Origin of the sequence: Pseudomonas boreofloridensis (assembly GCF_030580795.1) — a bacterium.
In the GTDB taxonomy this organism is placed as follows: Bacteria; Pseudomonadota; Gammaproteobacteria; order Pseudomonadales; family Pseudomonadaceae; genus Aquipseudomonas; species Aquipseudomonas boreofloridensis.
Window position 1 is genome coordinate 20,943 of sequence record NZ_JAUQOQ010000001.1, and the last position, 24,282, is coordinate 45,224.

The window sequence follows — 24,282 nt, forward strand, 5'->3', positions numbered from 1 at the left end:
CCCGTGTTTGCGAGGCTGCGCGACACCGGCGCAGACATGACTTCGCCCGAGACGCAGTGCTCGGGCGAAGGGGCATTGCAGGCTTCAGGCCAGGTCGGCCGAATGGCCCTCGGCCATGGCCACGATCACTTTGCGGCTGCCTTCGAACGGCGAACGAGCGTGGGCAGCGAGCATGTTGTCGAGCATCATCACGTCGCCTTCCTGCCAGGGGAAACTGATCATGCAGTCGTCCAGCACGGCGCGAATCTGCTCGAGCACCTCATCTTCGATGGGCGTGCCGTCACCGTAGTAGACGTTACGCGGCAGGTCCTCTTCATCGACGATGTCCAGCAGGCTTTCGCGCACCTCTGGCGGCAAGTTGGAAATGTGGAACAGGTGCGCCTGGTTGAACCAGACCATGTCGCCGGTGGTGGGGTGGCGCGCCACCGCCTGGCACACCTGGCGGGTGCGCAGTTCACCGTCGTCTTTCCATTCGCAGGTGATGCCGTGGGCGCGGCAGTAGGCCTCGACCTCGTCCTGGTCCTCGGTGTTGAACACCTGCTCCCAGGACACGTCCAGGCCGTTGCCGAAGTTGCGCACGTACATCAGCCCCTTGCTGACGAAACGCTCGCGGATGTGCGCCGGCACGCGGCGGTAGACTTCACGGCTGTCGGCGATCGGCGTTTCGCCGCCGGAGCGTGCGGCGATCATGCTGTAGAACCAGATCTTCATCGGCCAGTCGCGCGAGTAGGCCTGCTCGTTGTGCAGCGGGATGCTCTGGTGCGCCGGGTACTCGGTGGAGGTGTACACGCCCTGGGTCACGTTGGTGCGCGGCGTGGAGCCGAACTCGTAGTTGAGCAGCGGATGGCCGAAGCGCGCGGCGAACTGGCGGAACGCTTCGGCGCCGTCGAGCTGGAAACCGCGGAACAGCACGCCGCCATCGCGCAGCAGGTGCTCGTCCACCAGCGCCTTGAGTTCATCGAACACCTCCAGCAGCCCGACGCCCTCCTCGGTCGCTTCGACCAGCAGCGGCAAACGCCCCTGCGCCGGCAGCAACGGACGCACGTTGAATCCCACGGCAACACCCATGACGGGCCTCCTTGTACACACTTTCATGGCAGGTTCGCGCAGGTCGCCAGGGCCCGCGGATCGGTATTGCTGTAGGAGACGGATCGCACCCGGAGCAAATTAGTCGTGCTCCCGGCCTTGGCTGTCCTGGGGCGACTGACTGGGGAGCGTATAAGATGCGTGTTCCCTCTGTTGCAGAGCCGTGACCATGAAAATCGCTGCCGCACAAATCGCCTCCGCCTGCGGCCTGATCGGCCACAACATCGCCCGGCAGGTCGCGGCGATCCGCCAGGCGGCCGACGCGCAGGTGCAGGCGGTGTTCTTCCCGGAACTGTCACTGACCGGCTACCAGCCCGCGCTCGCCGCGCGTCTGGCCATCGAGACAGACGACGCTCGACTGGACGTGTTCCAGTCATTGAGCGATCGATTCGGCCTGCTGATTGCCACCAGCGCGCCTCTGCGCGTGGCCCATAGTGTGGCGATCGCGCTGTTCGTGTTCCAGCCGCACAGGCCGCGTACCACGTACGCCAAACAGCACCTGCACGAAGACGAACGGAGCGTGTTTACGCCAGGTCATGGGCTGCGCACCTATGCCTGCGCCGACCAGGTGCTGGCGCCTGCCATCTGCTACGAATCGCTGCAGTCGTGCCACGCGCAGCAGGCCGCCGCGGCCGGTGCGACGCTGTATTTCACCAGCGTGGCCAAGTCGTCACGCGGTGTCGCTGCCGCCTACAGCCACTACCCCGAGATCGCCCGCACATTCGGCATGGCGGTGGTCATGGCCAACTGCGTGGGCGCGACGGCCGACTACGTCGGTGCCGGTGGCTCGGCGGCGTGGGATGCCAGCGGGGAACTGATTGTCCAGGCCGACGGGGAGGAAGAGGCGCTGGTGATCTACGACTCGCGGGCTGGGACAGGGGATATCGTGGGACTGTGTGCATGAGTCGTCAGCGCCCCCAGCCTCCCGTCGCCGACTGGGTGATTCGCACGGCTCAACCCGGCAGCGTCGAGCGAATCGAGGCGTGGTTCGGCAGTCATGGCTACGACCCGCACCGCCACGACACCTATTCCATCGGCCGCACCCTGGCCGGTGTGCAGAGCTTCCACTACAAGGGTTCGCTGCGCCACGGCCTGCCTGGCAACACCTTGGTGCTGCACCCGGACGAGGTGCATGACGGCATGGCCGGTACCGAGGCCGGTTTTCGCTATCGCATGGCCTACATCGATCCGGCACTGATCCAGAACGTGCTCGGTGGCGAGCCGTTGCCTTTCATTGGCGCCGGGCTGTCGGAGGATCCGCGTCTCTACCGGGCCAGCGAAACCTTCGTGCAGGCACTGGACCATCCGCTCGACGCGCTGGAGGAACAGGATGCGCTGTACGACCTGGCCATGGCCATGCGCGCCGTGGCCGGCAAACCGCGCGGTCGCAAGCGCCTGGACTTTGTGTCGGCCGAGCGCGCCCGGGCGTTCATCCTCGAACACCTGCACCAGGGCATCACCTTGGACATGCTCGAACAGGCCAGCGGGCGCGAGCGCTGGAGCCTGTCGCGGGACTTTCGCACGCTCTACGGCACCAGCCCCTACCGCTTCGTCACCCTGCGCCGACTGGACAACGCCCGGCGCCTGATCCTCGATGGGTTCAGCTTGGTCGATGCCGCCCTGGCCGCCGGCTTCCATGACCAGAGCCACATGACCCGGCATTTCACCCGTTGTTATGGGGTGCCGCCGATGCGCTGGCTGGAGCGGCTGCATGCGAGCCACCACGTTGCAGGATCGTACAAGAAACGACCGATCTCCCCACTCTAGGCTGAGCGCTCCATTCAATGAGGAACGCTCATGTCCCCTTCGCAGAATCCATACGCCACGCAACCGGTGAACCTGTTGCAGAAAATCGACCTGATCGACCAACAGTGGAGTCCCAGGGTCGTGGCGCAGATGAACGATTACCAGTTCAAGGTCGTGCGCATCGAAGGCGAATTCATCTGGCATTCGCACCCCGAAACCGACGAAGCCTTCATCGTGCTCGAAGGCATCCTGCGCATCGACCTGCCAGAGCGGTCAGTGCACGTCGCCGCCGGTGAGCTCTATGTGGTGCCCAAAGGCGTGAAGCACCGAACGGCGGCTGAAGGCGAGGCCAAGCTGATGATGATCGAGCCGCAGGGTGTATTGAATACCGGCCAGGAAGGCGGTGAGCGCACGGCGTTGAATGACGTGTGGATCTGAGGGGATGTTTCGCAACTGTAGCGGTGAGCGGTAGCACCGTTACGGTTGCCAACCGCGATGCCGGGCGAGCACGGAGGCGAGTTCACGCGGGAAGTGCACTTACCCTTGCTTGGCGAACCTGCGCCGCCTCGCCATCAGTGCGCCCCCTATTCCCACCGCCATGACGGATAACAGGCCTAAGTTCAAACCTAGCCAATACAAGGGTGTGTAGCAATCGCACCACGCACCCTACCGATCCACTCCGTCCTCAATCGGCAAGCAACTTCGGCCTTTCACGTCAGCCGTTTCAGCAAGCCACATTTAGCCCAGCCCTACGACAACGACTTGACCATAGGCTGATAGACCAACCCCAGATGCTCACCGATCTCCTCGGCCTGCACGAAGCCGAAACGTCGATAAGCCGGCACCGAGGGCAGTGAGGCATTCACCGTGACGGTCTCAACGCGCGCGTGAGCCAGCGCCGCGCTCATCAAACGCTGGCCAATGCCTTGACGCTGGCAGCCTGGCTCGACGAACAGCAGTGCCACATGGCGGCCTTCCTTGAGCTCCACCACGCCATTGATGGTCGCGTCCGAGAGGCACACCAGCAGCAGGTTGTCGCCGTGCATGCGTTCGGCCAGCGCCTGCTCGGTGACCAGTTTGGCGAAGGTGTCCACGCCTTGCGCCGACAGCGCAGGGGCGACGGCCTGGGTGAATGCAGCCAGGCACACGGCACTGGCGTCGGGCAGGTCGGAGGGAAGAAGCGCGCGAATGTGCAGGGTCGTCGTCCGTGAAAACGATGGATCGCCATTGATAGCAGAAAGCGCCTTGAAAGCCGAGCCGGTGTGCTGTGCAAGATCACCGTGGGCCTGTGGCGCAATGGTAACCATCCTTGTCACTGCCGGCTTCGAGCCCGACGCGCTGGTATGATGCAGCACATTTTTGTGACGTCTTCATGGCAAGGAACCCCGCTTCGTGAACAAGATTCTCGGCCACCCCCACGCACGCCTTGCCGCCCTGGCATTGCTGGTGGTGGGTCTACCTCTGGCCATCCGCGCCTGCCTGGGCTGGTCCGCCCCGCAGGGCTACCTTTCCGATCTGGCGCTCGGCAGCCTGTTGCTGCTGCTCCTGCAACGCAGCCCCTGGTGGCTGGCGCTGCCGCTGCTGCTGGCCTGGGCTGGATTGCTGGTGGCCTCGGCAGAACTGGTCAACGCCGTTGGCCGCCTGCCCGACAGCGGCGACCTGACCTACCTGTTCGACCCGCAGTTCATGGAGAACTCCACCTCGGGCGCCCTCGCCCACCCCTGGCTACCCTGGACCTTGGGCGCCGGCATCCTTGGCTGGCTGCTCGTGCACTGGCGGCTGCGACGCCAGCCCCGTCCGGCGCTGCCCCACGCCGCCTGGGTGGCGCCAATGGTGCTGTTCGCCGCCCACTGGGGCAGCGAGCACCTGCTGCCCTCGGACGCCGACCCTTGGCGTCAATACAGCCTCTCCCACCAGTTGCTCAGCACCGCTGGCGCCGACCTGCAGCTCAAGGCCCAAGGCTGGTTGGGCCACGACCTCAGCGTGACGCCACTGCCCAGCGCCGGCCTGACCCAGAGCGACCTGAACGGGCACAGGCTGCTGGACGCCCCCGGTCGAGCGCGCAATCTGTTGCTGATCACCCTCGAAGGTATTCCCGGCGCCTACCTGCGTGCCAATCGGCAGGCACTGCACAGCGGTTTCGACGACGAGCTGATGCCCAATCTCAGCCGCTGGGCCGAACGCGGGATGAACACGCCGGACTATGTCCTGCACACCCATCAAACCATTCGCGGCCTGTACGCCATGCTCTGCGGCGACTACGACAAGCTCGCCAATGGCACGCCCAAGGGCGTCGAACTGCTTACTCAAGACGTGCGCAATCAGGCCTGCCTGCCGGCGCAATTGCGCCAGGCCGGCTTCACCACTCATTACCTGCAAGGCGCCGGACTGCGCTTCATGGCCAAGGACCGGATCATGCCGCACGTGGGCTTCGAGGCGGTGCACGGTGTCGAGTGGTTCACCAATGCCAACTACCTGGAGTTCCCCTGGGGCAAGGATGACCGCGCCTTCTTCGACGGTGCGCTGAGCTACGTCGGTGAACTGCGCAAACAGCGCCAGCCGTGGATGCTTACCTTGTTGACGGTCGGTACTCATCAGCCCTATTCCGCACCGCAGGACTACCTGGAGCGCTACGACACACCGAAACAGGCGGCTGTGGCCTATCTGGACGATGCGCTCGGGCAGTTCCTCGACAACCTCGAACGCCAAGGCGTGCTCGAAGATACCCTGGTGGTCGTCACTTCAGACGAATCGCACGGCATCGATGGCGTGCGCCTGGCCTCGGCCTGGGGCTTCAACCTGACCCTGGCGCCCGAGCACAAAGCCCTGCCTCGCCTCAAGCAAGGCACCTACGGTCATGTCGACCTGGCCACTTCGGTGCTCGATTACTTCGCCCTGCCCATCCCCGCCGCGCTGGCCGGGCGCTCGCTGCTGCGTGACTATGACAGCGGCCGGGAAATGATCTCCTTCACCAATGGCCTGCTGCGCTACCACGACGGCCAGGGCACCTTCAGCGAGTGCGATTTCCAGCAACGCTGCCGACGCTACGCCAGCGACGGTTTCATCGCCGACCAGGCGCGCCCGCTCGGGCGTGGCGAAAGCGCGCTGGGCCGACAGATCGGCGCGCTGGCCGGGGTGCTCGATCAATCGCTGCTGCACACGCCACTGAACCTGCGTTATCAGTTCGGCGGGCCGGCAGCGATCGCACTGAATCAGGACATTCGTGACGACTGGGCCGACAACCTGATCGGCGCGCAATACCTGGAGATGCCCGAAGGCACCCACACCCGGGTGCGGGTCAAGGTGCGCTCGCTCGACCCCGACCACCGCGCGCACATCCAGCTCAAGGCCAAACAGCAGGAACAGGACGTACCGCTGGGCCTGCCCGAGGAAATCCTGGTGACTGCCGATCAGCCCATGGAGCTGGAGTTCGGTTTCGACAATCCGATCGAGCGCAAGGCGTTTTCCTTCCATCTGCTGGGCTATGGTGGCGGCGAAGTCGAGGTCAGCGATTTCAGCGTGATCACCGCCGTGCCCAGCGAAGATGAAGTGATCGAAGAGTTGCAGGACGATGGGCACATCGCCCAGTCGAGCTGATCGACCGAGCGGCGCGCTATTGACGGCTAACGGATCTGGTGCTTGTGCAACAACCGATAGAACGTGGGCCGCGAAACCCCTAACACCTTCGCGGCGATGCTCATGTTGTCGCTGTGCCGGTTGAGCACATCGCACAGCGCCTGGCGCTCGGCCCGGTGCTTGTAGTCCTCCAACGTGCCCAGCGGCGCCTGCGCATCGTCGAGGTCTTGCAGGCCCAGGTCGTGGGCTTCGATCTGCCGGCCCTCGGCCAGCACCAACCCGCGCCTGACTCGGTTGGCCAGCTCACGCACATTACCCGGCCACTCATGCCGGCCCATGGCCGCCAGCGCGTTGTCGCTGAACGAACGCGGCCGTCGTCCGGTTTCCAGGCTGTAGAAATGCGAGAAATGATGAGCCAGCATCGACAGGTCACCATGCCGCTCGCGCAGCGGGGCGGTCACCACTTGGAGGACGTTGAGCCGGTAGTACAGGTCTTCACGAAAGCGCCCGCGCTCGATCGCCTGCTCCAGGTCCACGTGGGTGGCTGCCAGCACCCGCGCATCCACCGCAATGGGCTGGCTGCCGCCGACCCGTTCGATGTGCTTTTCCTGCAGGAAGCGCAGCAGATTGGCTTGCAGCTCCAGAGGCAGGTCGCCAATTTCGTCGAGAAACAGGGTGCCGCCGTTGGCCGCTTCGATCCGCCCGACCTTGCGCTGATGGGCACCGGTAAAGGCACCCTTTTCGTGTCCGAACAGCTCGGACTGGATCAGGTGTTCAGGGATCGCGCCGCAGTTGATGGCAATGAACGGTTTGTTGTGTCGCTGCGACTGGCGGTGCAGCGTGCGCGCCACCAGTTCCTTGCCGGTGCCACTTTCGCCACGGATCAGCACCGGTGACTCGGTCGGCGCCAGCTTGCCGAGCAGCTTGCGCAGTTCGCGCACCGGACGGCTCTCGCCCAGCAGTTCATGCTCGGGCTGCTCCAGCGGCAGTGTCTGTTTCCCGCGCAGGCGCGCCATACCGAACGCGCGCCCCAAGGTCACCTGCACGCGCGACACGTCGAAGGGCAAGGTGTGGAAGTCGAAAAACCACTCACAGACGAAATCGCCGACATTCTGCAAACGCAATTCTTCGGCGCTGAGCACCGCGATCCATTCGGTATTGCTGCGCTTGATCAAGTCTTTGACGGCATCGGGGTGACGCAGGTGAGAGGCCTGCAGACGCAACAGGCCGATGTCGCAGGGATGCTCCAGTGCAGCGCCCAGGGTAGAACTGCGCACCGCCCAACCGGCGCTTTTGAGGCCAGGAAGCAGACGATGACACTCATCACACGGATCGACGATCAGCAAACGGCGTGGCGTGGCGGGTTCGGGCATGACCTATCCTTGGCGCCAATTATCCGTTTTCCGACTAGAAACAGTGACTTGCGGCGCCCGGATTAACAGTAGCAATGAACTTGACGCTGCCCACTACCGTTGGTCTGCCAATGGCCGCCAAAAAAGAGCGCTGGGGAATTTATTTGAACAACTGTCGTCACACGCGGCGTACGGCATGGATGCAGACATGGCGCTGTTTAAAATTTTTCCATTGTCATGTGACTTCACCTGCAACCTGGAGCATCAGTACCCATAACCCCGCGCTGCACGCACTCATACATTCACGCACCGCGGACTTACACTTCGCTGTTTGGGACCAAAGAGAGACCGAACCATGAATGCCCCGCTCCGTGTCAACGAAGCACTGCTGATCGCCGACCACGCCTTCGAACCTTTCCAGTGCGTTGCCTGGGATGCACCCAACGGTACTGGTGAGTTGAGCCTGGCAGTGATCGACCGGACCAGCACCCGCATCGGCAGCAAACAAGTGTCCTCGCGCATCTATTCCGACCGCCGGCAATGGGTGAACCTGATCGAGGAAGTGCGTGCCGAATTGTTCCACAAAGGCTATGACCTGCAACCCTGGTCGATGCCCAAGTAATCCGTGTTACCCGCCCGCCTGACATCGACCTGTGTCAGGCGGGCAACTTTCAATGGCCTGGCTGGCAACTTTAAAACGGTGCGGTTTATTGCCGCGCCGGTCAATTGTTCAACACAGCTTGAACTGCTCGATATGCTGATAGTTCGCTTTTAGTTGCGCGGCGAGTTGTCGTGCGCGACCCAGACGCACCGGCGTCATCTCGATATCCACCAACTCGCACGGGCATGGCCAGGGCGCGAGGGCTTGCCAGCGCTGCAGACGGCCATCGGTGAGCACCAGGCAACGCTGCACCTCGTGCGGATAGGCTTTGGCGCGGCGCTGCAACCATTGTCGTGCCTGCTCCAGCGCCGCCAGCAGCGGCGTGCCGCCACCGGCGCCCAGCTCACGCAGCCACGGCTGCAACGCGGCGGACGCTTTCAGGCCATGGCGTTGCCAGCGCGGCGCTTTGCCACTGGCGGTCAGCAGCGTCAGACGCGCACGCTGGCGGTAGGCCTGGTCGAAGAAACTCTCCAGCAAACCTTTAGCCTGGGCCAACGCGCGATGACGGCGCGTCGAGGCCGAGGCGTCGACGATCACCAGCCACAACTGCGGCGCCTGCCCAAGGCGCTGCTGCCAACACAGTTGGTCGAGCCGCCGCGGCTTGCCTTTGAGCAAGGTCGGCACCCACGCCACACGGCCGCGCGAAGCCGCCTGGGCGCGCCCACGGTGGGCACCGACGCGCTTGTCGCTGCGCGGGCTGGCATCCGCGACCGCAGCGGCGCGGGCGCGGATGCTCAGGGCTTTTTTGCCCAGTTCGGCACCTCACGCCGCGCCTCGGCCGCCACCGGTTCCGCCGCCAACGCTCCCCAATCGCCCTGACCGCCCTGCCCCGGCGCTGCCGAACTGCCTGTCGAAGGCGGTGTTTCGTTCTCTGGCGACGGGGTCTGACGACGGCGATGGCGCAGGGCAAATTCGGCCACCGCCTCCACGTCCTCCTCGGCGATGGCCTCGGCGCCGCGCCAGACGGCATGGGCACGCGCGGCACGCAGCCAGACCAGGTCGGCACGCAGACCATCGACACCCGCCGCGAAGCAACGCTCGGTGATCCAGGCCAGCGTCTGGTCGTCCAGGGCAATGTCGGACAGACGCTCGCGCGCCGCGCGGCAGCGGTCGCGCAACTGCGCCTGAGCCTGGGCCCACTGCGCACAGAACGCCTGCGGGTCGCTGTCGAAGGCCAGGCGGCGGCGGATGATCTGCTGCCGCTCAGCCGGCGCCGGCACCCCTTCCAGGGCAATGTTCAGGCCGAAACGGTCGAGCAACTGCGGACGCAGCTCGCCTTCTTCGGGATTCATGGTGCCGATCAACACGAAGCGCGCCGCATGGCGGTGGGAAATGCCGTCGCGTTCGATGCGGTTGGTGCCGCTGGCGGCCACATCGAGCAACAGGTCCACCAGCGGGTCAGGCAACAGGTTGACCTCGTCCACATAGAGCACGCCCCCGTCGGCGTGGGCCAGCACCCCCGGCGAGAAGCGCGCCTGGCCCTGGCCCAGCGCGGCGTCCAGATCGAGGGTGCCGACCAGGCGCTCCTCGGTGGCGCCCAGCGGCAGGGTCACGAAAGGGCCGTCACCCAGCAGGTCGGCCAGCCCTCGGGCCAAGGTGCTCTTGGCCATGCCACGTGGGCCTTCGATCAGCACACCGCCGATCTTCGGATCGATGGCCGTCAGGCACAGGGCCAACTTGAGGTCGTCGGCGCCGACCACGGCGGCCAGCGGAAACTGCATAGGTTCGCTCATCTCAGGCGTGTTCCTCACCGTCGAGCAAGTGCTGCTCGAGGGCTTCGCGGTAGTCGCCCGGCGCCTGCCACAAACCGCGCTGCTGGGCTTCGAGCAGGCGTTCGGTCAGGTCATGCAGGGCATGCGGGTTGTGTTGGCGCATGAAATCGCGGGTACCAGGATCGAGCACATAGGCATCGGCCAGCGCCTGGTAATGGTGATCGTCGATCAGATGCGTGGTGGCGTCGAAGGCGAACAGGTTGTCCACGGTCGCGGCCAACTCGAAGGCGCCCTTGTAGCCATGACGCTTGACCCCGTCGATCCACTTGGGGTTCAGCGCTCGGGCGCGGATCACCCGGTTCAGCTCTTCTTTCAGGGTGCGGATGCGCGGTCGATCGACCTGGCTGTGATCGCCGTGGTAACTGGCCACGGTCTCCCCCGCCAGGGTTTCGGCAGCCGCCAGCATGCCGCCCTGGAACTGGTAGTAGTCGTTGGAGTCGAGCAGGTCATGCTCATGGTTGTCCTGGTTCTGCAACACCGCCTGGACCTGGCCCAGGCGCTGGGCGAACTGGGCGCGTGCCGGAGTCCCCTCGTCGGCGCCGCCATAGGCATAGCCGCCATGGTTGAGGTAGACCTCGGCGAGGTCCGCGCGGGCCTGCCACAGGCGCCCGTCGATGGCGTTCTGCACCCCAGCACCATAGGCGCCGGGTTTGGCACCGAACACCCGCCAGCCGGCCTGGCGCTGCGCCTGTTCGGCCGCCATGCCTTGCGCCAATAGGGTTTCACGCTCGGCACGAACGCGAGCCGCCAGCGGGTTGAGGTCGTCCGGCTCGTCCAGTGCCGCCACCGCTTGCACCGCTGCGTCGAAGAGGCGGATGAGGTTGCCGAAGGCATCGCGGAAAAAGCCGGAGACGCGCAAGGTCACATCCACCCGTGGCCGGTCGAGCACACTCAGCGGCAGGATCTCGAAGTCATCGACCCGCTGGCTGCCCGTGGCCCAAACCGGCCGCACGCCCATCAGGGCCATGGCCTGGGCGATATCGTCGCCGCCGGTGCGCATGGTCGCCGTCCCCCACACCGACAAGCCCAACTGGCGCAGGTGATCGCCATGCTCTTGCAGGTGACGCTCCAGAATCAGGTTGGCCGAGGCGAAGCCCAGCCTCCAGGCCGTGGTGGTGGGCAGGTTGCGCACATCCACGGTATAGAAGTTGCGCCCGGTGGGCAGCACGTCCAGACGCCCGCGACTTGGCGCACCACTCGGCCCGGCAGGCACGAAGCGCCCGGCCAGGGCCGCCAGCAGGCCGTCGATCTCGGCATCGCCACAGGCATCCAGGCTCGGTGCGACCTGCTCGTGCAGCGCATGCAGCACCGCCTGCACACCCTGCCAGCTCGGGGTATCGGGCGCGCGCTGGCGCGTTTCGATCAACGCCAGGGCAAGCAGCTCCAGACGCTCGCGGGTGTCGCCCTGGGTGCGCCAGGCACTCGTCACCACGTCCTGCAGCAGCGCCGGACGTGGTCCGTCCCAGGCCTGACCCAGGTCGCAATCCAACGGATCGAAGTCCAGTTGCAGCGCCCGCGCCAACGCCCGCAACAGGCTGGCATTGCCGTCGCGACCGTCGCCACGGTCGACCCGCAGCAACGCCAGCAGCGTGTCGCTGCGCAGGCGCCCCTGGGGCGACTGGCCGAACACGTGCAGGCCGTCGCGAATCTGCGATTCCTTGAGGTCGCACAGGTAGGTGTCCAGGCGCGGCAGCCACACCGCAGCATCGTCCAGTTGACCTTCGAGCTGCAGGTCGCGGTCAATGTGGTTGGCCTTCACCAACTCGACGATGTCGCGCTGAAGCTCGCGGGCTCGCCGTGGGTCGAGCAACTGCGCTTCATAGTATTCGTCGGCCAGTTGCTCCAAATGGCGCAAAGGCCCGTAGGTTTCGGCGCGGGTCAACGGTGGCATCAAGTGATCGATGATCACCGCCTGGGTCCGGCGCTTGGCCTGGGCGCCCTCGCCTGGGTCGTTGACGATGAATGGATAGATGTTCGGCAACGGGCCGAGCAGTGCATCCGGCCAGCACTCGGCGGACAGGCCGACGCCCTTGCCGGGCAGCCATTCCAGGTTGCCATGCTTGCCGACATGGATCAGCGCATCGGCAGCGTAGACCGTGCGCAACCAGAAATAGAACGCCAGGTAACCATGCGGGGGCACCAGGTCCGGATCGTGGTAGACCGCGCTGGGGTCCACCTGGTAGCCGCGCGCCGGCTGGATTCCAACGAAGGTCAGGCCCAGGCGCAGTCCTGCCACCATCATCCGCCCGCTGCGGAACATGGGGTCCTGCTCGGGTGCGCCCCAGCGCTCGCGCACTGCCCGCTGGTTGGCTTCGGGCAGTCGGGAGAAAGCCGCCAGATAATCGTCCAGGACCAGGCTCTGGGCACACGGGCGCTGGTCGAGATGGTCCAGGTCGTTGGTCACGCCGCCGAGCAGGCGGTGGATCAGTGCGGTGCCGCTCGACGGCAGGTCGGCCACCGGATAGCCCTGAGCTTGCAGGGCCTTGAGGATGTTCAGGGCCGCGCCTGGCGTGTCCAGGCCGACGCCGTTGCCGATACGGCCGTCACGGGTGGGGTAATTGGCCAGCACCAGCGCCACGCGCTTTTGCGCATTGGGCAGGCGCGCCAGCTCGACCCAGCGCCGCGCCAGTTCGGCGACGAAATCCATGCGCTCGGGGTGGGCCTTGTAGCACACCACATCGGACTGGCTGCGTTCGCTGCGCCAGGCCAGGTCCTTGAAGCTCACGGGACGCGTGATGATGCGCCCATCGAGCTCCGGCAGCACGATATGCATCGCCAGGTCGCGCGCCCCCAAGCCCTGCTCGCTGGCTTCCCAGCCGGGCTGATTGTCCTGGGCGCAGATAGCCTGCAACACCGGCACGTCGCGGCGCAGCGGTCGCAGATTAGGACGCTCGGGACTGGACAGGGCAAAACCGGTGGTGTTGATCACCACCTCGGCGCCGACCTCATCGAGCCAGGCTTCGACCTGCTCCAGGCACGCCATTTCCTTGAGGCTGGCAACCGCGATCGGCAACGGATTCAACCCGGCGGCTTGCAAGCGCTGGCAGAACACGTCGATGAAACCGGTATTGGCCGCCTGCAGGTGCGAGCGGTAGAACAGGATCGGGGCGACCGGCTGCTCGGGCTTCCAGTGGCCATACCAGTCCTGCAACTGCGCGGCGGGTTTGTCGGGATGGTAGACGCTGGTACGCGGCAGCGGCTGCGGCGCGTCCCAGCTGTAGTCGCGGCCCAACCATAGGTTGGCCAGGCACTTGAACAGGTTCAGGGCATTGGCCCGACCGCCCTGGCGCAGAAAGTGCCAGAGCCGCTCGGCCTGAGCGTCGGGCACCGTGCCCAGGCGGCTCAGCTCGGGGTCGGGTCGGTCGTCGCCTGGTACGAGAATCAGTTGCACACCGCTGGCGGCCAGTTCGACCAGTTGCTCCACGCCATAGCGCCAGTAGCCGACGCCGCCGTGCAGCGACAGCAGGATCACCTTGGCGTGGCGCAGCACCTGATCGAAGTAGAGGTCCACCGAGGCATGGTTCTGCACCTGCATGGGATTGGCCAGGCGCAGGCTGGGAAAGTCGTCCGGCAACTGCTCGGCGGTGTCGGCGAGCAGCGCCAGGTGCGAATCACCGCTGCAGAGAATCACCAGGTCGGCGGGGGTCTGGCCGAGGTCGGCAATGCTGTCGTCCGGCACGAAGCCGCCGGGCTGGGTCCGCAGCAGGTGCATCGATCAGGCGCCCAGGGCCTGGCGCAGGCGCGCTTCGAGCTGGGCGGCATCGAGGTCCTGACCGATCAGCACCAGCCGGGTGATGCGCGGCTCGTCGGCGCGCCAGGCACGGTCGAAGTGCTTGTCGAAGCGCGTGCCGACGCCCTGGATCAGCAGGCGCATCGGTTTGCCGGGAATTGCGGCAAAGCCCTTGGCACGCAAGATGCCGAACTCGCCCACCAACTGCGCCAGCGCGTCGAGCAGCAGGCGCTCGTCGGCTTCGGGCAGGTCGATGGAGATGGAGTCGAAGGCGTCGTGATCGTGGTCGTCCTCTTCGCCGTCATGGTGCGAATCGTGATGGGTGCGGCGCGCATCGATGTGCGCTTCGGCTTGCGCGTCCAGGCCCAGCAGCACGTCCAGCGGCAGACGACCGCTGCTGGCCTCGATCACCTTGACCGCCGGTGGCAGTTCTTCGGCCACCTCGGCACGGACCTTGGCCAGGCCCTCGGCGTCGATCAGGTCGGCTTTGTTCAGCACCACCAGATCGGCGCTGGCCAACTGGTCGGCGAACAGCTCGTGCAGGGGCGACTCGTGATCCAGATTAGGGTCGAGTTTGCGCTGGGCATCGACTTGCTCGGGATAGGCGGCGAAGGTGCCGGCAGCCACGGCCGGGCTGTCGACCACGGTAATCACTGCATCGACGGTGCAGGCGTTGCGGATTTCCGGCCACTGGAAGGCTTGCACCAAGGGTTTGGGCAGCGCCAGGCCGCTGGTCTCGATGAGGATGTGGTCCAGGTCGCCACGGCGCGCCACCAACTCGCGCATCACCGGGAAGAACTCTTCCTGCACCGTGCAGCACAGGCAGCCGTTGGCCAGCTCGTAGACGCGGCCGTTGGCTTCTTCCTCGCTACAGCCGATGCTGCACTGCTTGAGGATCTCGCCGTCGATGCCCAGCTCGCCGAATTCGTTGACGATGACCGCGATGCGCCGGCCTTGGGCGTTGTCGAGCATGTGCCGGAGCAAGGTAGTCTTGCCCGAGCCGAGGAAGCCGGTGACGATGGTGACCGGAAGTTTGGCCAGTGTTTTCATGTGGCAATGCCCTTGGCAGCAATGGTGCGGGCATGCGGGACGAGCGCCTCGGCCGAGCGGCCGGGCACGTTCGCCACCGGATCACCCCGCCCGGTTGAAGGTCGAAAACGTCACGAGGCAGGTCTCCTGGCTTGCACTGCACGGCTGCGGGCCGTTAGTTCGACGCCTTCCCGCACGTGCAGTGGCTGTGTCGAACCTGTTCAGTGCTTACAGTTGCGGGGGCAGCCGCGGCTTGGACCGCGTTCCCGTCTTAGGCTCTGCCTGAAATGTGTCTGCACTCGCCCATACGGCGTTGAAACGGGGCTCGAAATGCTCATGTACTCCAGTACAGTCGGGCGCGACCCCGGCCGTTTCTCACCCCGTTTCGCCTTGTCTGGCCTTCGCGCAGACACATTTCAGACAGACCCAAGCTCCGGTCGGGCCGGAGAACCTCGAACCGGCAAGGCTACGCAGTGGGGCGCAGGTGGTCAACCGTCTCGCGCCGACAGGCGGCCACTACCACCCTTCCCCGGCCAGAAGCTGCTTGAGCGTATCGGCCAGGGCCTTGACCATACCGTCGGCGCTGGGCCGATGGACGATGACGATCTCGTAGCTGTCCACCTCCGGCAGCCCCTGCGCTGCGCCCAGTACGCGGTGCTCGGCGGTGGCTGCGCGCGGTGGCAGGAGGCTCACGCCCATGCCGTTGGCGACTGCCGCCTGGATGCCGGACAGGCTGGAGCTGGTGAAGCTGATGCGCCAGCGGCGGCCCATGCCCTCGATGGCCTGGATCATGTCTTCGCGGTACAGGCCGCGCGGCGGGAACGTCACCAGTGGCACCGGGTCCAGCTCGAAGGTGGGCAGCTGCAGGCTGTCGATCCATTGCAGCGGCTCCGGCCAGCAAGCCAGGCCCTCGCGGCTGTTGCGCCGTTGTTTGAGCAGCACCAGGTCCAGTTCGCCGTTGTCGTAGGCCTGGCTCAAGTCGCGGCACAGACCACTGGTGACCTCCAGCTTGACCTGCGGGTACTGGCGGCTGAAGGCTGACAGTGCATGGGTGGTACGGCCGCCGACGAAGTCTTCGGGTACACCCAGGCGCACGGTCACGCCGACCGAGGCCCCGGCCAGGGCCTCGAGCATCTGGTCGTTGAGCGCAAGCATGTGCCGGGCGTAGCCGAGCAGGGTCTGGCCGGCGTCGGTGGGCAGCACGTCGCGGTGACCGCGCACCAGCAGGCGATGGCCGACCATCTCTTCCAGGCGGCGGACCTTCTGGCTGATGGTCGACTGGGTCGAGTGCAGGCGAGCAGCGGCGGTGGTGAAACTGCCGCAATCGGCCACCACGACGATGGCGCGGAGCAAGTCGAGGTCGAACAGCGCTCTATTCGGTTTGACGCTGGTGTGCATCGCAGTATTCGATTCGCGAATGGAAGAACGGCGTTCTAACACAGCCCCGCCGCCCCGGCAATCGCGCAGGTATTCGCAAAGCCACTGCGCGTCATCCAGATAATTCGTTTCAGTCCGCTGCGCCTGATCTCCTAGGATGAACCTTCGTAACCAGGAGACCGCCTCATGCGTATGCCCCTCATCGCCTGCCTGCTGGCTGCGCTCACCTGCCCTATGGCCCACGCCGAGACCTCGCCCATGGACACCCGCCTGCTGTACGCCGCCCAGCGCGGCGATGCTCCCGCCATCGGCCGCCTGCTCAAAGAGTCGGTGGATCTTGAGCGTCGCGATGCGCAAGGTCGCACACCGTTGATGCTGGCAACCCATGGCAACCATGTCGAGGCGGCCCGGGTATTGATCGAGGCCGGGGCGGACGTCAACGCCAAGGACGCCATCCACGACAGCCCCTACCTGTATGCCGGCGCGCGGGGCCTGAACCAGATCCTGCGCCTGACCCTGGACCACGGCGCCGACCTGGCCAGCACCAACCGCTATGGCGGCACGGCGCTGATCCCGGCTGCCGAGCGCGGCCATGTGGACACGGTGCAGATGCTGATCGACGCCGGGGTCGAGGTGAACCACCTCAACCGCCTGCATTGGACCGCCCTGCTGGAGGCGGTGATTCTCGGCGATGGCGGCCCTCGGCATGTCGAGATCGTGGAACGGCTGCTGGCCGCCGGCGCCGACCCAACGATCGCCGACAAGGACGGCGTCACCGCGCTGGCCCATGCCAAGGCGCGCGGCTATGCGCAGATGGTGGCGCTGCTCGAACCCTGACGCCGCCCCCTACACGGCCTCGTACGGCAGGCCCACGTAGTTCTCGGCGATGTTCACCAGGCCGGCTGGCGAGTTCAGGAAGTACTCGCGGTCGGCCTCCTGCATCTTTTGGTCCCAGGCATCTTTGTGCTCGCCGAAATCGTGCAGCAACTGCGTCATGAACCAGCTGAAGCGCTCGCCTTTCCACACTCGCCGCAACGCCAGCTCGGAGTAGCGCTGCAACAGATCGGTGCGGCCTTCGCGGTAGACCTTGAGCAGGATGCGGTACAGGTAATTGACGTCGGAGGCGGCCAGGTTGAGCCCCTTGGCCCCGGTCGGCGGGACGATGTGCGCCGCATCGCCGACCAGGAACAGGTGGCCGTACTGCATCGGCTCCACCACCAGGCTGCGCAGCGGGGCGATGCTCTTCTCCAGCGCAGGTCCGGTGACCAGGCGCTCGGCGACCTCTTCGGGCAGCCGCGCCTTGAGCTCGTCCCAGAAGCGATCGTCCGACCAGTCCTCGACCCGCTCCTGCAGCGGTACCTGCAAGTAGTAGCGGCTGCGGGTGGCAGAACGTTGACTGCACAGCACGAAGCCACGGTCGTGGTGGGCGTAGATCAGCTCGTGGTTGACCGGCGGAGTATCGGACAGCAGCCCCAGCCAGCCGAATGGATAGACCCGCTCGTACTGCTTGAGCACGCCCTCGGGAATGCTCTGGCGCGAAACGCCATGGAAGCCGTCGCAGCCGGCGATATAGTCGCAGTCCACACGCTGCACCTGGCCTTCGTGCTCGAACGTGACGTAGGGCTGCTCATCCTTCAGGCCATGGGGCTGAACGTTACTGACGCCGTAGAAGATCGGCGCCCCGCTCTGCTCGCGGGCCTGCATGAGGTCGCGGGTCACTTCGGTCTGGCCGTAGACCATCACGGTCTTGCCGCCGGTCAGGGCCTTGAGGTCCAGCCGCTGGCGACGACCACCGAACAGCAGTTCAACGCCTTCGTGCACCAGCCCTTCGCGGTCCATGCGCGCCGAGACGCCTGCCTCGCGCAGCAGATCGACCGTGCCTTGTTCGAGCACGCCGGCACGGATGCGCCCGAGCACGTAGTCCGGCGTCTGCCGTTCGAGGATCAGCGTGTCGATACCGGCCTGGTGCAGCAGTTGGCCGAGCAGCAGGCCAGAAGGACCGGCACCAATGATTGCAACCTGAGTTTTCATTGTTGTTGTCTCGCCTTGTCGGTGCCGGACTGGCAATAGCCGGCACGGATGATTAGGGTATGCCCCTGTATTTTTACTGGCGAAATCTGCTGAAAAGCTGTGTTATCCAATAGAAAAACTGCACTTTCGAAAATCTTGTGCGATCAGCGAACAGGTTCCCACGATGAAATCCTCGCTTCCCGGCGTGCCGCTGTTCCAGCTCTACGGCGAAAACCACACCTGGCCTGGCACCGACCTGCTGCACTGCGAATCGATTCCGGCCCGTAGCCGCCTGCATCACTGGGAAATCAAGCCGCACCGGCATGCCGAGCTGTTCCAGTTGCTCTACGTGCAACGTGGCCGGGCGGTGGTGGAAATCGAGGGACGCCGCCGCGAAATCGGCGAGGCGGCGATTCAGGTGGTACCGCCACTGACCGTGCATGGCTTTCACTTCAGCGCCGATATCCAGGGGCATGTACTGACCTTCGGCCCCGCGCTGGTGGCCGAACTCGAGCAGCGCCTGGGCGCGCCGCTGGCAGTGCTGACCTCGCCCGGATGCTACGCCTTGGGCCGCGACCGGGCGCGTCTGCGTGGCCTGATCGAAACGCTGCAACAGGAATACGACGGCAGCGCCCCAGGGCGTGCGGCCATGCTCGACGCACTGGTGAGCGCCTTGATGGTGTGGATCAGCCGACGCCAGCAACTGGGCCTGGCCCCGCGCAATCGCGATGAACGCGACCGCCATCTGCTCGGGCAGTACCTGCGTTTGGTCGAGGCGCACTATCGCGAGCACCTGCCGATCGAGACCTACGCCGCCCGCCTGGGCATTACCAGCCTGCAACTGAACCAGCTGTGCCGCGCCCTCAGCGCCCAGAGCGCGTTGCAGGTGATCCATCAGCGGCTGTTGCTCGAAGCCCGGCGCAGCCTGGTGTACACGCGCATGAGCATTGGCCAGTTGTCCGACCGCCTGGGCTTCAGCGATCCCACCTACTTCGCGCGCTTCTTCAAGCGCCTGAGCGGGCAGACGCCCAATGCCTATCGACGGACCGCCAGCGAGGATGTGCCTTGACGTAAACGTCAAGCTGCCAGTAGTTTAGCCGCACCGTGCACGCCCGGAGTCGCCACCGCTGCACCGCCATAGGAGCATCACCATGTCATTACCCGCACAGGTCCGCCTGGTCGAAGTCGGCCCGCGCGACGGCCTGCAGAACGAATCCCGCCCGATCAGCGTCGCCGACAAGGTGCGCCTGGTGGACGATCTCAGCGATGCCGGGCTGCGCTACATCGAAGTGGGCAGTTTCGTCTCGCCCAAGTGGGTGCCGCAGATGGCCGGCTCGGCCGAGGTGTTCGCCGGCATCCGCCAGCAGCCTGGCGTCACCTATGCTGCCCTGGCGCCGAACCTGCGCGGCTTCGAGGACGCCGTGGCGGCGGGTGTGCGCGAGGTGGCCGTGTTCGCCGCTGCCTCCGAAGCCTTTTCCCAACGCAACATCAATTGCTCGATCAGCGAGAGCCTGCAGCGCTTTGAGCCAATCATGGACGCCGCGCGCCAGCAGCAGGTGCGGGTACGCGGCTATGTCTCCTGCGTGCTGGGCTGCCCGTACGAGGGCCGGGTGGACCCTGCGCAAGTGGCAGCAGTGGCGCGAGCGCTGTACGACATGGGCTGCTACGAAGTGTCGCTGGGCGACACCCTCGGCACCGGCACTGCGGGCGACACTCGGCGCCTGTTCGAGGTGGTGTCGGCGCAGGTGCCGCGCGAGCAGTTGGCCGGTCACTTCCACGACACCTACGGACAGGCACTGGCCAATGTCTATGCCAGCCTGCTCGAAGGCATCAGCGTGTTCGACAGTTCGGTAGCGGGGCTGGGGGGCTGTCCATACGCCAAGGGCGCCACCGGCAATATCGCCACCGAAGACGTGCTGTATCTGCTGCAAGGACTGGGTATCGAGACCGGCGTCGATCTGGACACGCTGATCATGGCCGGTCAGCGGATCAGTCAGGTGCTGGGCCGTGACAACGGCTCACGGGTGGCGCGGGCGCGACTGGCCAAGTAGGGCTGCTTGGCAAACTAACCCACGCAACTATTCAGGCTGCCCAGGGCGACAGCGCCGGAATACCGCTGGCCAGCAGCGCCTGGGCGGTGGGGTTGAGCGATGCCCGTTGCAAGGCCTTGCGCGCCACCCAGGTGCAGGCCGCGATCTCGCTGCGCGCGGCGGGCTTGTCGCCGGGATACAAGTGGGTGATGAACAGGTAATGGCACACACCGGCAATTTCCAGGCTGCACAGCTGCAGCAGTTCCTTGCCGCTCAGGCCGGTTTCCTCGTAAAGCTCCCGAGCTGCCGCCACGCGCGGCGACTCGCCGCGCTCGACGGTGCCCCCGGGGAAATTCCAGCGTCCGCCTTTCTTGCGCACGAGCAACACCTGCCCCTCGTGGAAACAAATGACGGTAGCTCTGTATTTTTCAGGAAGATTGGCGTGGGGCATCGGACCTGCTCATGACCGGAAATCACTGTGTGACAGTTTTGTTACATAGTTTGACCGGCAAGTCTGACGCCAAGTTCACCACTGAAGACACACAGCGCCGATGATTGGCGCGCCAGCACCGGGGAGAACGCTGTGGCGCCCTCCCCGTATCCGCCTCAGTTCGCCGCCCGCGCCCGCGCCGCGTGCAATTTGCGATAGCTGTCGATCAGGCGCTGGTGACGCTCAAGGCCCTCGAGTTTGAGGCTGGTCGGGGTCAGGCCGTGGAAGCGCACGCTGCCGTCCACCGAGCCGAGCGCGGCATCCATGCGCGCGTCGCCGAACATGCGGCGGAAATTGGCCTCGTAGTCGGCCATCGCCAAGTCCTCGTCCAGCACCACTTCCAGCACCACGTTCAGCGCCTGGTAGAACAGCCCGCGCTCGACGGTGTTGTCGTTGAACTGCAGGAACATCTCCACCAGTTCCTTGGCGTCCTCGAAACGCTCCAAGGCCAGCTGGATCAGCAGCTTGAGTTCGAGGAGGGTCAATTGGCCCCACACCGTGTTGTCGTCGAACTCCACGCCGATCAGCGTGGTGATGGTGGTGTACTCGTCCACCTCCAACTGGTCCAGACGCTTGAACAGCAGTTTCAAGGCGCGGTTGTCGAGGCTGTGCAGGTTGAGGATGTCGGCACGCACGCCCAGGGCACGGTTGGTATTGTCCCAAATGAGGTCTTCCACCGGATAGATTTCCGAGTAACCCGGCACCAGGATGCGGCAGGCGGTGGCACCGAGGTCGTCGTACACCGCCATGTAGACCTCCTTGCCCATGCCCTGGAGCAACGAGAACAGGGTGCGCGCCTGCAGCTCGGTGCTGTCGTCACCGGCCCACTCCCACTCGACGAACTCGAAGTCGGCCTTGGCGCTGAAGAAGCGCCAGGACACCACGCCGCTGGAGTCGATGAAGTGTTCGACGAAGTTGTTCGGCTCCATCAGCGCGTGGCTCTCGAAGGTGGGCTGCGGCAGGTCGTTCAAGCCCTCGAAGCTGCGCCCCTGGAGCAACTCGGTGAGGCTGCGCTCCAGCGCCACTTCGAAGCTCGGATGGGCACCGAAGGAGGCGAACACCCCACCGGTACGCGGGTTCATCAAGGTCACGCACATGACCGGGAATTCGCCGCCCAGCGACGCGTCCTTGACCAGCACCGGGAAGCCCTGGTCCTCCAGGGCCTGGATACCGGCCAGGATGCTCGGGTACTTGGCCAGCACCTGCGCCGGCACGTCCGGCAGGCACAACTCGCCTTCGAGGATCTCGCGCTTGACCGCCCGCTCGAAGATCTCCGACAAGCACTGCACCTGCGCTTCGGCCAGGGTGTTACCCGCGCTCATGCCGTTGCTCAGGTACAGGTTCTCGATGAGGTTGGAGGGGAAGTACACCGTCTGCCCATCGGACTGGCGCACGAACGGCAACGAGCAGATCCCACGCGCCTTGTTGCCCGAGTTGGTGTCGTACAGATGTGAGCCGCGCAGTTCGCCGTCCGGGTTGTAGATCTCCAGACAGTGCGCGTCGAGTATTTCCGCCGGCAGCGCATCCTTCGGCCCAGGCTTGAACCACTGCTCGTTGGGGTAATGCACGAACGCTGCGTTGGCGATCTCCTCGCCCCAGAACTGATCGTTGTAGAAGAAGTTGCAGTTCAGCCGCTCGATGAACTCACCCAAGGCCGAGGCCAGCGCGGCTTCCTTGGTGGCGCCCTTGCCGTTGGTGAAGCACATCGGCGACTGGGCGTCGCGCAGGTGCAGCGACCAGACGTTGGGCACGATGTTGCGCCACGAAGCGATTTCGATCTTCATGCCCAGGTCGGCCAGCAACCCGGACAAGTTCTCGATGGTGCGCTCCAGCGGCAAATCCTTGCCCGCGATGGTGGTGCTGGAATCGGCTACCGGCATCAGCAGGCCCTGGGCGTCGGCATCGAGGTTGTCGACCTGCTCGATGATGAACTCGGGACCGGTCTGCACCACCTTCTTCACCGTGCAGCGGTCGATCGAGCGCAGGATGCCCTGGCGGTCCTTCTCGGAAATATCTTCGGGCAGCTCGACCTGGATCTTGAAGATCTGGTTGTAGCGATTCTCCGGGTCGACGATGTTGTTCTGCGACAGGCGAATGTTTTCCGTCGGGATGTCGCGGGTCTGGCAGTACAGCTTGACGAAGTACGCCGCGCACAGCGCCGAGGAAGCCAGGAAATAGTCGAACGGCCCAGGCGCCGAGCCGTCGCCTTTGTAGCGGATCGGCTGATCGGCGATCACCGTGAAGTCGTCGAACTTGGCTTCGAGTCGGAGGTTGTCGAGAAAATTGACCTTGATTTCCATGCGGGGGCACCAGCGCGTAAAACGAAATGGGCGCCATTATCCGGATTTTCCGGGGTGAAGTCTTGCCGAGGCGACCGAGCCGCGCAGCCGCTGCCTCAGGGCGACTTCGCGGCGTCTTGCTGGGCCTTCCAACGCGCCAAGTTCTGCGTGACCAGGCGCTCGGGCAGGTCGCTGGCGACGATGTCCTTCATCTTCGCCTCCAGCTTTGCGCGCAGTGCCGGCAGGTTGCAGGGCGAGTCGCGGGACATCGCCAGGTACAGCCCTTCGCTGGAGATCGGCGGTTCCAGACCCTGCACCTTGGCCTCGATGTCCATCACACGGGTCAGGGCCATGCCAGGAAAGCGCTCGAAGATCACGTAGTCGCTGCGTTTGTGCAGCAACTTGTCGAACGCCTGGCGGGCGCCCGGCACGGCTTCGAGGTTGAGGTTGGTGCGCGCGTACTCGTCGAAACGCTCGCCATGGCTGTTGTTGACCAGCACGCCACCCTTGAGCCCGCGCAAGTCGTCCCAGCCTTGGTAGGTCATCGCCTGCTCGCTGCGCACCCAGACCACGCTCGGGGTGTGCAGGAACGGCGGCTGGATGAAGTCCACCTCGTTCTCCCGCGCCCGGGTGAGAAAATAGCCGGCCAGCAGATCGACCCGCCCCAGGCGCACTTCCTCCTGGGCGCGGCCCCAAGGCCCGGCGTAGGTGATCTGCACCTCAAGGCCCAGCTCGCTGGCCAGATGCTGGAGCAGGTCGGCATTGGCGCCGATCAGCCGCTGAGGGTCTTGCGGATCGCGCCACAGATACGGCGGATATTCCGGGTTGCCGGTGGCGGTCAAGCGTGAGCAGTCGTCGCCAGCGCACGACAGCCCCGGCAGCGCGAACGTGAAAAACAGCAGCAACGCCCTGCATAAATGGCACGCGATCATGGGAAGTCCCTCTTCTGGGCTGAACAGCGACGCAACAGCGATCGTCAAGGTGTAGGTGCTGCCAGAAGGCACTTGGTTCAGCAAATTCCAACGAGGACGCGACACCCGCGCCAGGACGGCGAATTCCGCCCTGTGGCGCGCGGGCGATGATGCCAGGCGCGGCGTGGAGAAAGTGTGATCGTGGTCACGGCCAGGCGCGTTGAGGCGGTGGT

20 protein-coding genes and 1 riboswitch are annotated in these 24,282 nt (G+C 65.2%); of the genes, 8 read left to right on the plus strand and 12 right to left on the minus strand.

Annotated features, from left to right (window positions below):
- Nucleotides 1–84: 84 nt before the first annotated feature.
- A complete protein-coding gene (locus Q6A47_RS00020; RefSeq protein ID WP_304482476.1) occupies nt 85–1,068 on the minus strand; it encodes a TauD/TfdA family dioxygenase in 984 nt (327 codons plus the stop codon).
- A gap of 187 nt (nt 1,069–1,255) precedes the next feature.
- On the opposite strand from Q6A47_RS00020, the gene Q6A47_RS00025 reads away from it, so the two are divergent.
- From Q6A47_RS00025 to Q6A47_RS00035, 3 genes are read left to right on the plus strand one after another with little or no spacing between them, the layout of a single operon-like run.
- Nucleotides 1,256–1,990: a carbon-nitrogen hydrolase family protein gene (locus Q6A47_RS00025; RefSeq protein ID WP_304482477.1), complete on the plus strand. Its 735-nt coding sequence runs from the start codon at nt 1,256–1,258 to the stop codon at nt 1,988–1,990.
- Nucleotides 1,987–2,853, plus strand: coding sequence for an AraC family transcriptional regulator (locus Q6A47_RS00030; RefSeq protein WP_304482478.1), 867 nt, complete (start codon nt 1,987–1,989; stop codon nt 2,851–2,853). The genes Q6A47_RS00025 and Q6A47_RS00030 overlap by 4 nt, the downstream gene beginning before the upstream one ends.
- Before the next feature lie 30 nt (nt 2,854–2,883).
- The gene (locus tag Q6A47_RS00035; RefSeq protein WP_029613298.1) at nt 2,884–3,270 is read left to right on the plus strand and encodes a cupin domain-containing protein; all 387 of its coding nucleotides are present in this window, start codon (nt 2,884–2,886) and stop codon (nt 3,268–3,270) included.
- Nucleotides 3,271–3,581: 311 nt separating this feature from the next.
- On the opposite strand, the gene Q6A47_RS00040 is transcribed toward Q6A47_RS00035, so the two are convergent.
- Nucleotides 3,582–4,028 (minus strand): GNAT family N-acetyltransferase, encoded by a 447-nt coding sequence (locus Q6A47_RS00040; RefSeq protein ID WP_304482806.1) that lies wholly within the window; start codon nt 4,026–4,028, stop codon nt 3,582–3,584.
- A 196-nt stretch (nt 4,029–4,224) separates the two neighbouring features.
- Here Q6A47_RS00040 and Q6A47_RS00045 point away from each other — a divergent pair, with 196 nt between their 5' ends.
- Complete coding sequence (locus Q6A47_RS00045; protein WP_304482479.1) at nt 4,225–6,429, plus strand: LTA synthase family protein; 2,205 nt, start codon at nt 4,225–4,227, stop codon at nt 6,427–6,429.
- Between the two features lie 26 nt (nt 6,430–6,455).
- Here Q6A47_RS00045 and Q6A47_RS00050 read toward each other — a convergent pair whose 3' ends face one another.
- Nucleotides 6,456–7,781 (minus strand): sigma-54 dependent transcriptional regulator, encoded by a 1,326-nt coding sequence (locus tag Q6A47_RS00050; RefSeq protein WP_039578264.1) that lies wholly within the window; start codon nt 7,779–7,781, stop codon nt 6,456–6,458.
- Nucleotides 7,782–8,115: 334 nt separating this feature from the next.
- Here Q6A47_RS00050 and Q6A47_RS00055 point away from each other — a divergent pair, with 334 nt between their 5' ends.
- Entirely contained in the window at nt 8,116–8,382 is a 267-nt protein-coding gene (locus Q6A47_RS00055) for a hypothetical protein (RefSeq protein WP_029613301.1), read from the plus strand.
- A 108-nt stretch (nt 8,383–8,490) separates the two neighbouring features.
- Here the strand turns inward: Q6A47_RS00055 and Q6A47_RS00060 are convergent, their stop codons facing one another.
- From Q6A47_RS00060 to Q6A47_RS00080, 5 genes are all read right to left on the minus strand, one after another.
- Nucleotides 8,491–9,054: a vWA domain-containing protein gene (locus tag Q6A47_RS00060; RefSeq protein WP_304482480.1), complete on the minus strand. Its 564-nt coding sequence runs from the start codon at nt 9,052–9,054 to the stop codon at nt 8,491–8,493.
- Nucleotides 9,055–9,155: 101 nt separating this feature from the next.
- Nucleotides 9,156–10,154, minus strand: a complete 999-nt coding sequence (locus Q6A47_RS00065; protein ID WP_304482482.1) for a magnesium chelatase ATPase subunit I — start codon at nt 10,152–10,154, stop codon at nt 9,156–9,158.
- A gap of 1 nt (nt 10,155) precedes the next feature.
- Nucleotides 10,156–13,905, minus strand: coding sequence for a cobaltochelatase subunit CobN (gene cobN, locus Q6A47_RS00070; RefSeq protein ID WP_304482484.1), 3,750 nt, complete (start codon nt 13,903–13,905; stop codon nt 10,156–10,158).
- A gap of 3 nt (nt 13,906–13,908) precedes the next feature.
- On the minus strand, nt 13,909–14,973 hold the full coding sequence (gene cobW / locus Q6A47_RS00075; RefSeq protein ID WP_116888457.1) for a cobalamin biosynthesis protein CobW: 1,065 nt from the start codon (nt 14,971–14,973) through the stop codon (nt 13,909–13,911).
- 99 nt (nt 14,974–15,072) lie between these two features.
- Nucleotides 15,073–15,275: riboswitch (cobalamin riboswitch) on the minus strand.
- A 193-nt stretch (nt 15,276–15,468) separates the two neighbouring features.
- The gene (locus Q6A47_RS00080) at nt 15,469–16,350 is read right to left on the minus strand and encodes a LysR substrate-binding domain-containing protein (protein WP_304482485.1); all 882 of its coding nucleotides are present in this window, start codon (nt 16,348–16,350) and stop codon (nt 15,469–15,471) included.
- Nucleotides 16,351–16,515: 165 nt separating this feature from the next.
- Between Q6A47_RS00080 and Q6A47_RS00085 the strand changes: the two genes are divergently transcribed.
- A complete protein-coding gene (locus tag Q6A47_RS00085) occupies nt 16,516–17,166 on the plus strand; it encodes an ankyrin repeat domain-containing protein (RefSeq protein ID WP_039578276.1) in 651 nt (216 codons plus the stop codon).
- A 9-nt stretch (nt 17,167–17,175) separates the two neighbouring features.
- Here the strand turns inward: Q6A47_RS00085 and pobA are convergent, their stop codons facing one another.
- Entirely contained in the window at nt 17,176–18,360 is a 1,185-nt protein-coding gene (pobA, locus tag Q6A47_RS00090; RefSeq protein ID WP_295481714.1) for a 4-hydroxybenzoate 3-monooxygenase, read from the minus strand.
- Nucleotides 18,361–18,523: 163 nt separating this feature from the next.
- Here pobA and Q6A47_RS00095 point away from each other — a divergent pair, with 163 nt between their 5' ends.
- Nucleotides 18,524–19,408, plus strand: a complete 885-nt coding sequence (locus Q6A47_RS00095) for a helix-turn-helix domain-containing protein (RefSeq protein WP_304482487.1) — start codon at nt 18,524–18,526, stop codon at nt 19,406–19,408.
- 82 nt (nt 19,409–19,490) lie between these two features.
- A complete protein-coding gene (locus tag Q6A47_RS00100) occupies nt 19,491–20,390 on the plus strand; it encodes a hydroxymethylglutaryl-CoA lyase (RefSeq protein ID WP_304482488.1) in 900 nt (299 codons plus the stop codon).
- Between the two features lie 31 nt (nt 20,391–20,421).
- Here Q6A47_RS00100 and Q6A47_RS00105 read toward each other — a convergent pair whose 3' ends face one another.
- The 3 genes from Q6A47_RS00105 to Q6A47_RS00115 form a co-directional block, all read right to left on the minus strand.
- A complete protein-coding gene (locus tag Q6A47_RS00105; RefSeq protein WP_295481720.1) occupies nt 20,422–20,820 on the minus strand; it encodes an NUDIX domain-containing protein in 399 nt (132 codons plus the stop codon).
- Nucleotides 20,821–20,975: 155 nt separating this feature from the next.
- Nucleotides 20,976–23,159 carry an OsmC domain/YcaO domain-containing protein gene (locus tag Q6A47_RS00110; protein ID WP_304482489.1) on the minus strand — a complete coding sequence of 728 codons (2,184 nt, stop codon included), beginning with the start codon at nt 23,157–23,159 and terminating at the stop codon, nt 20,976–20,978.
- A gap of 95 nt (nt 23,160–23,254) precedes the next feature.
- Nucleotides 23,255–24,070, minus strand: coding sequence for a substrate-binding periplasmic protein (locus Q6A47_RS00115; RefSeq protein WP_304482490.1), 816 nt, complete (start codon nt 24,068–24,070; stop codon nt 23,255–23,257).
- Nucleotides 24,071–24,282: the final 212 nt, after the last annotated feature.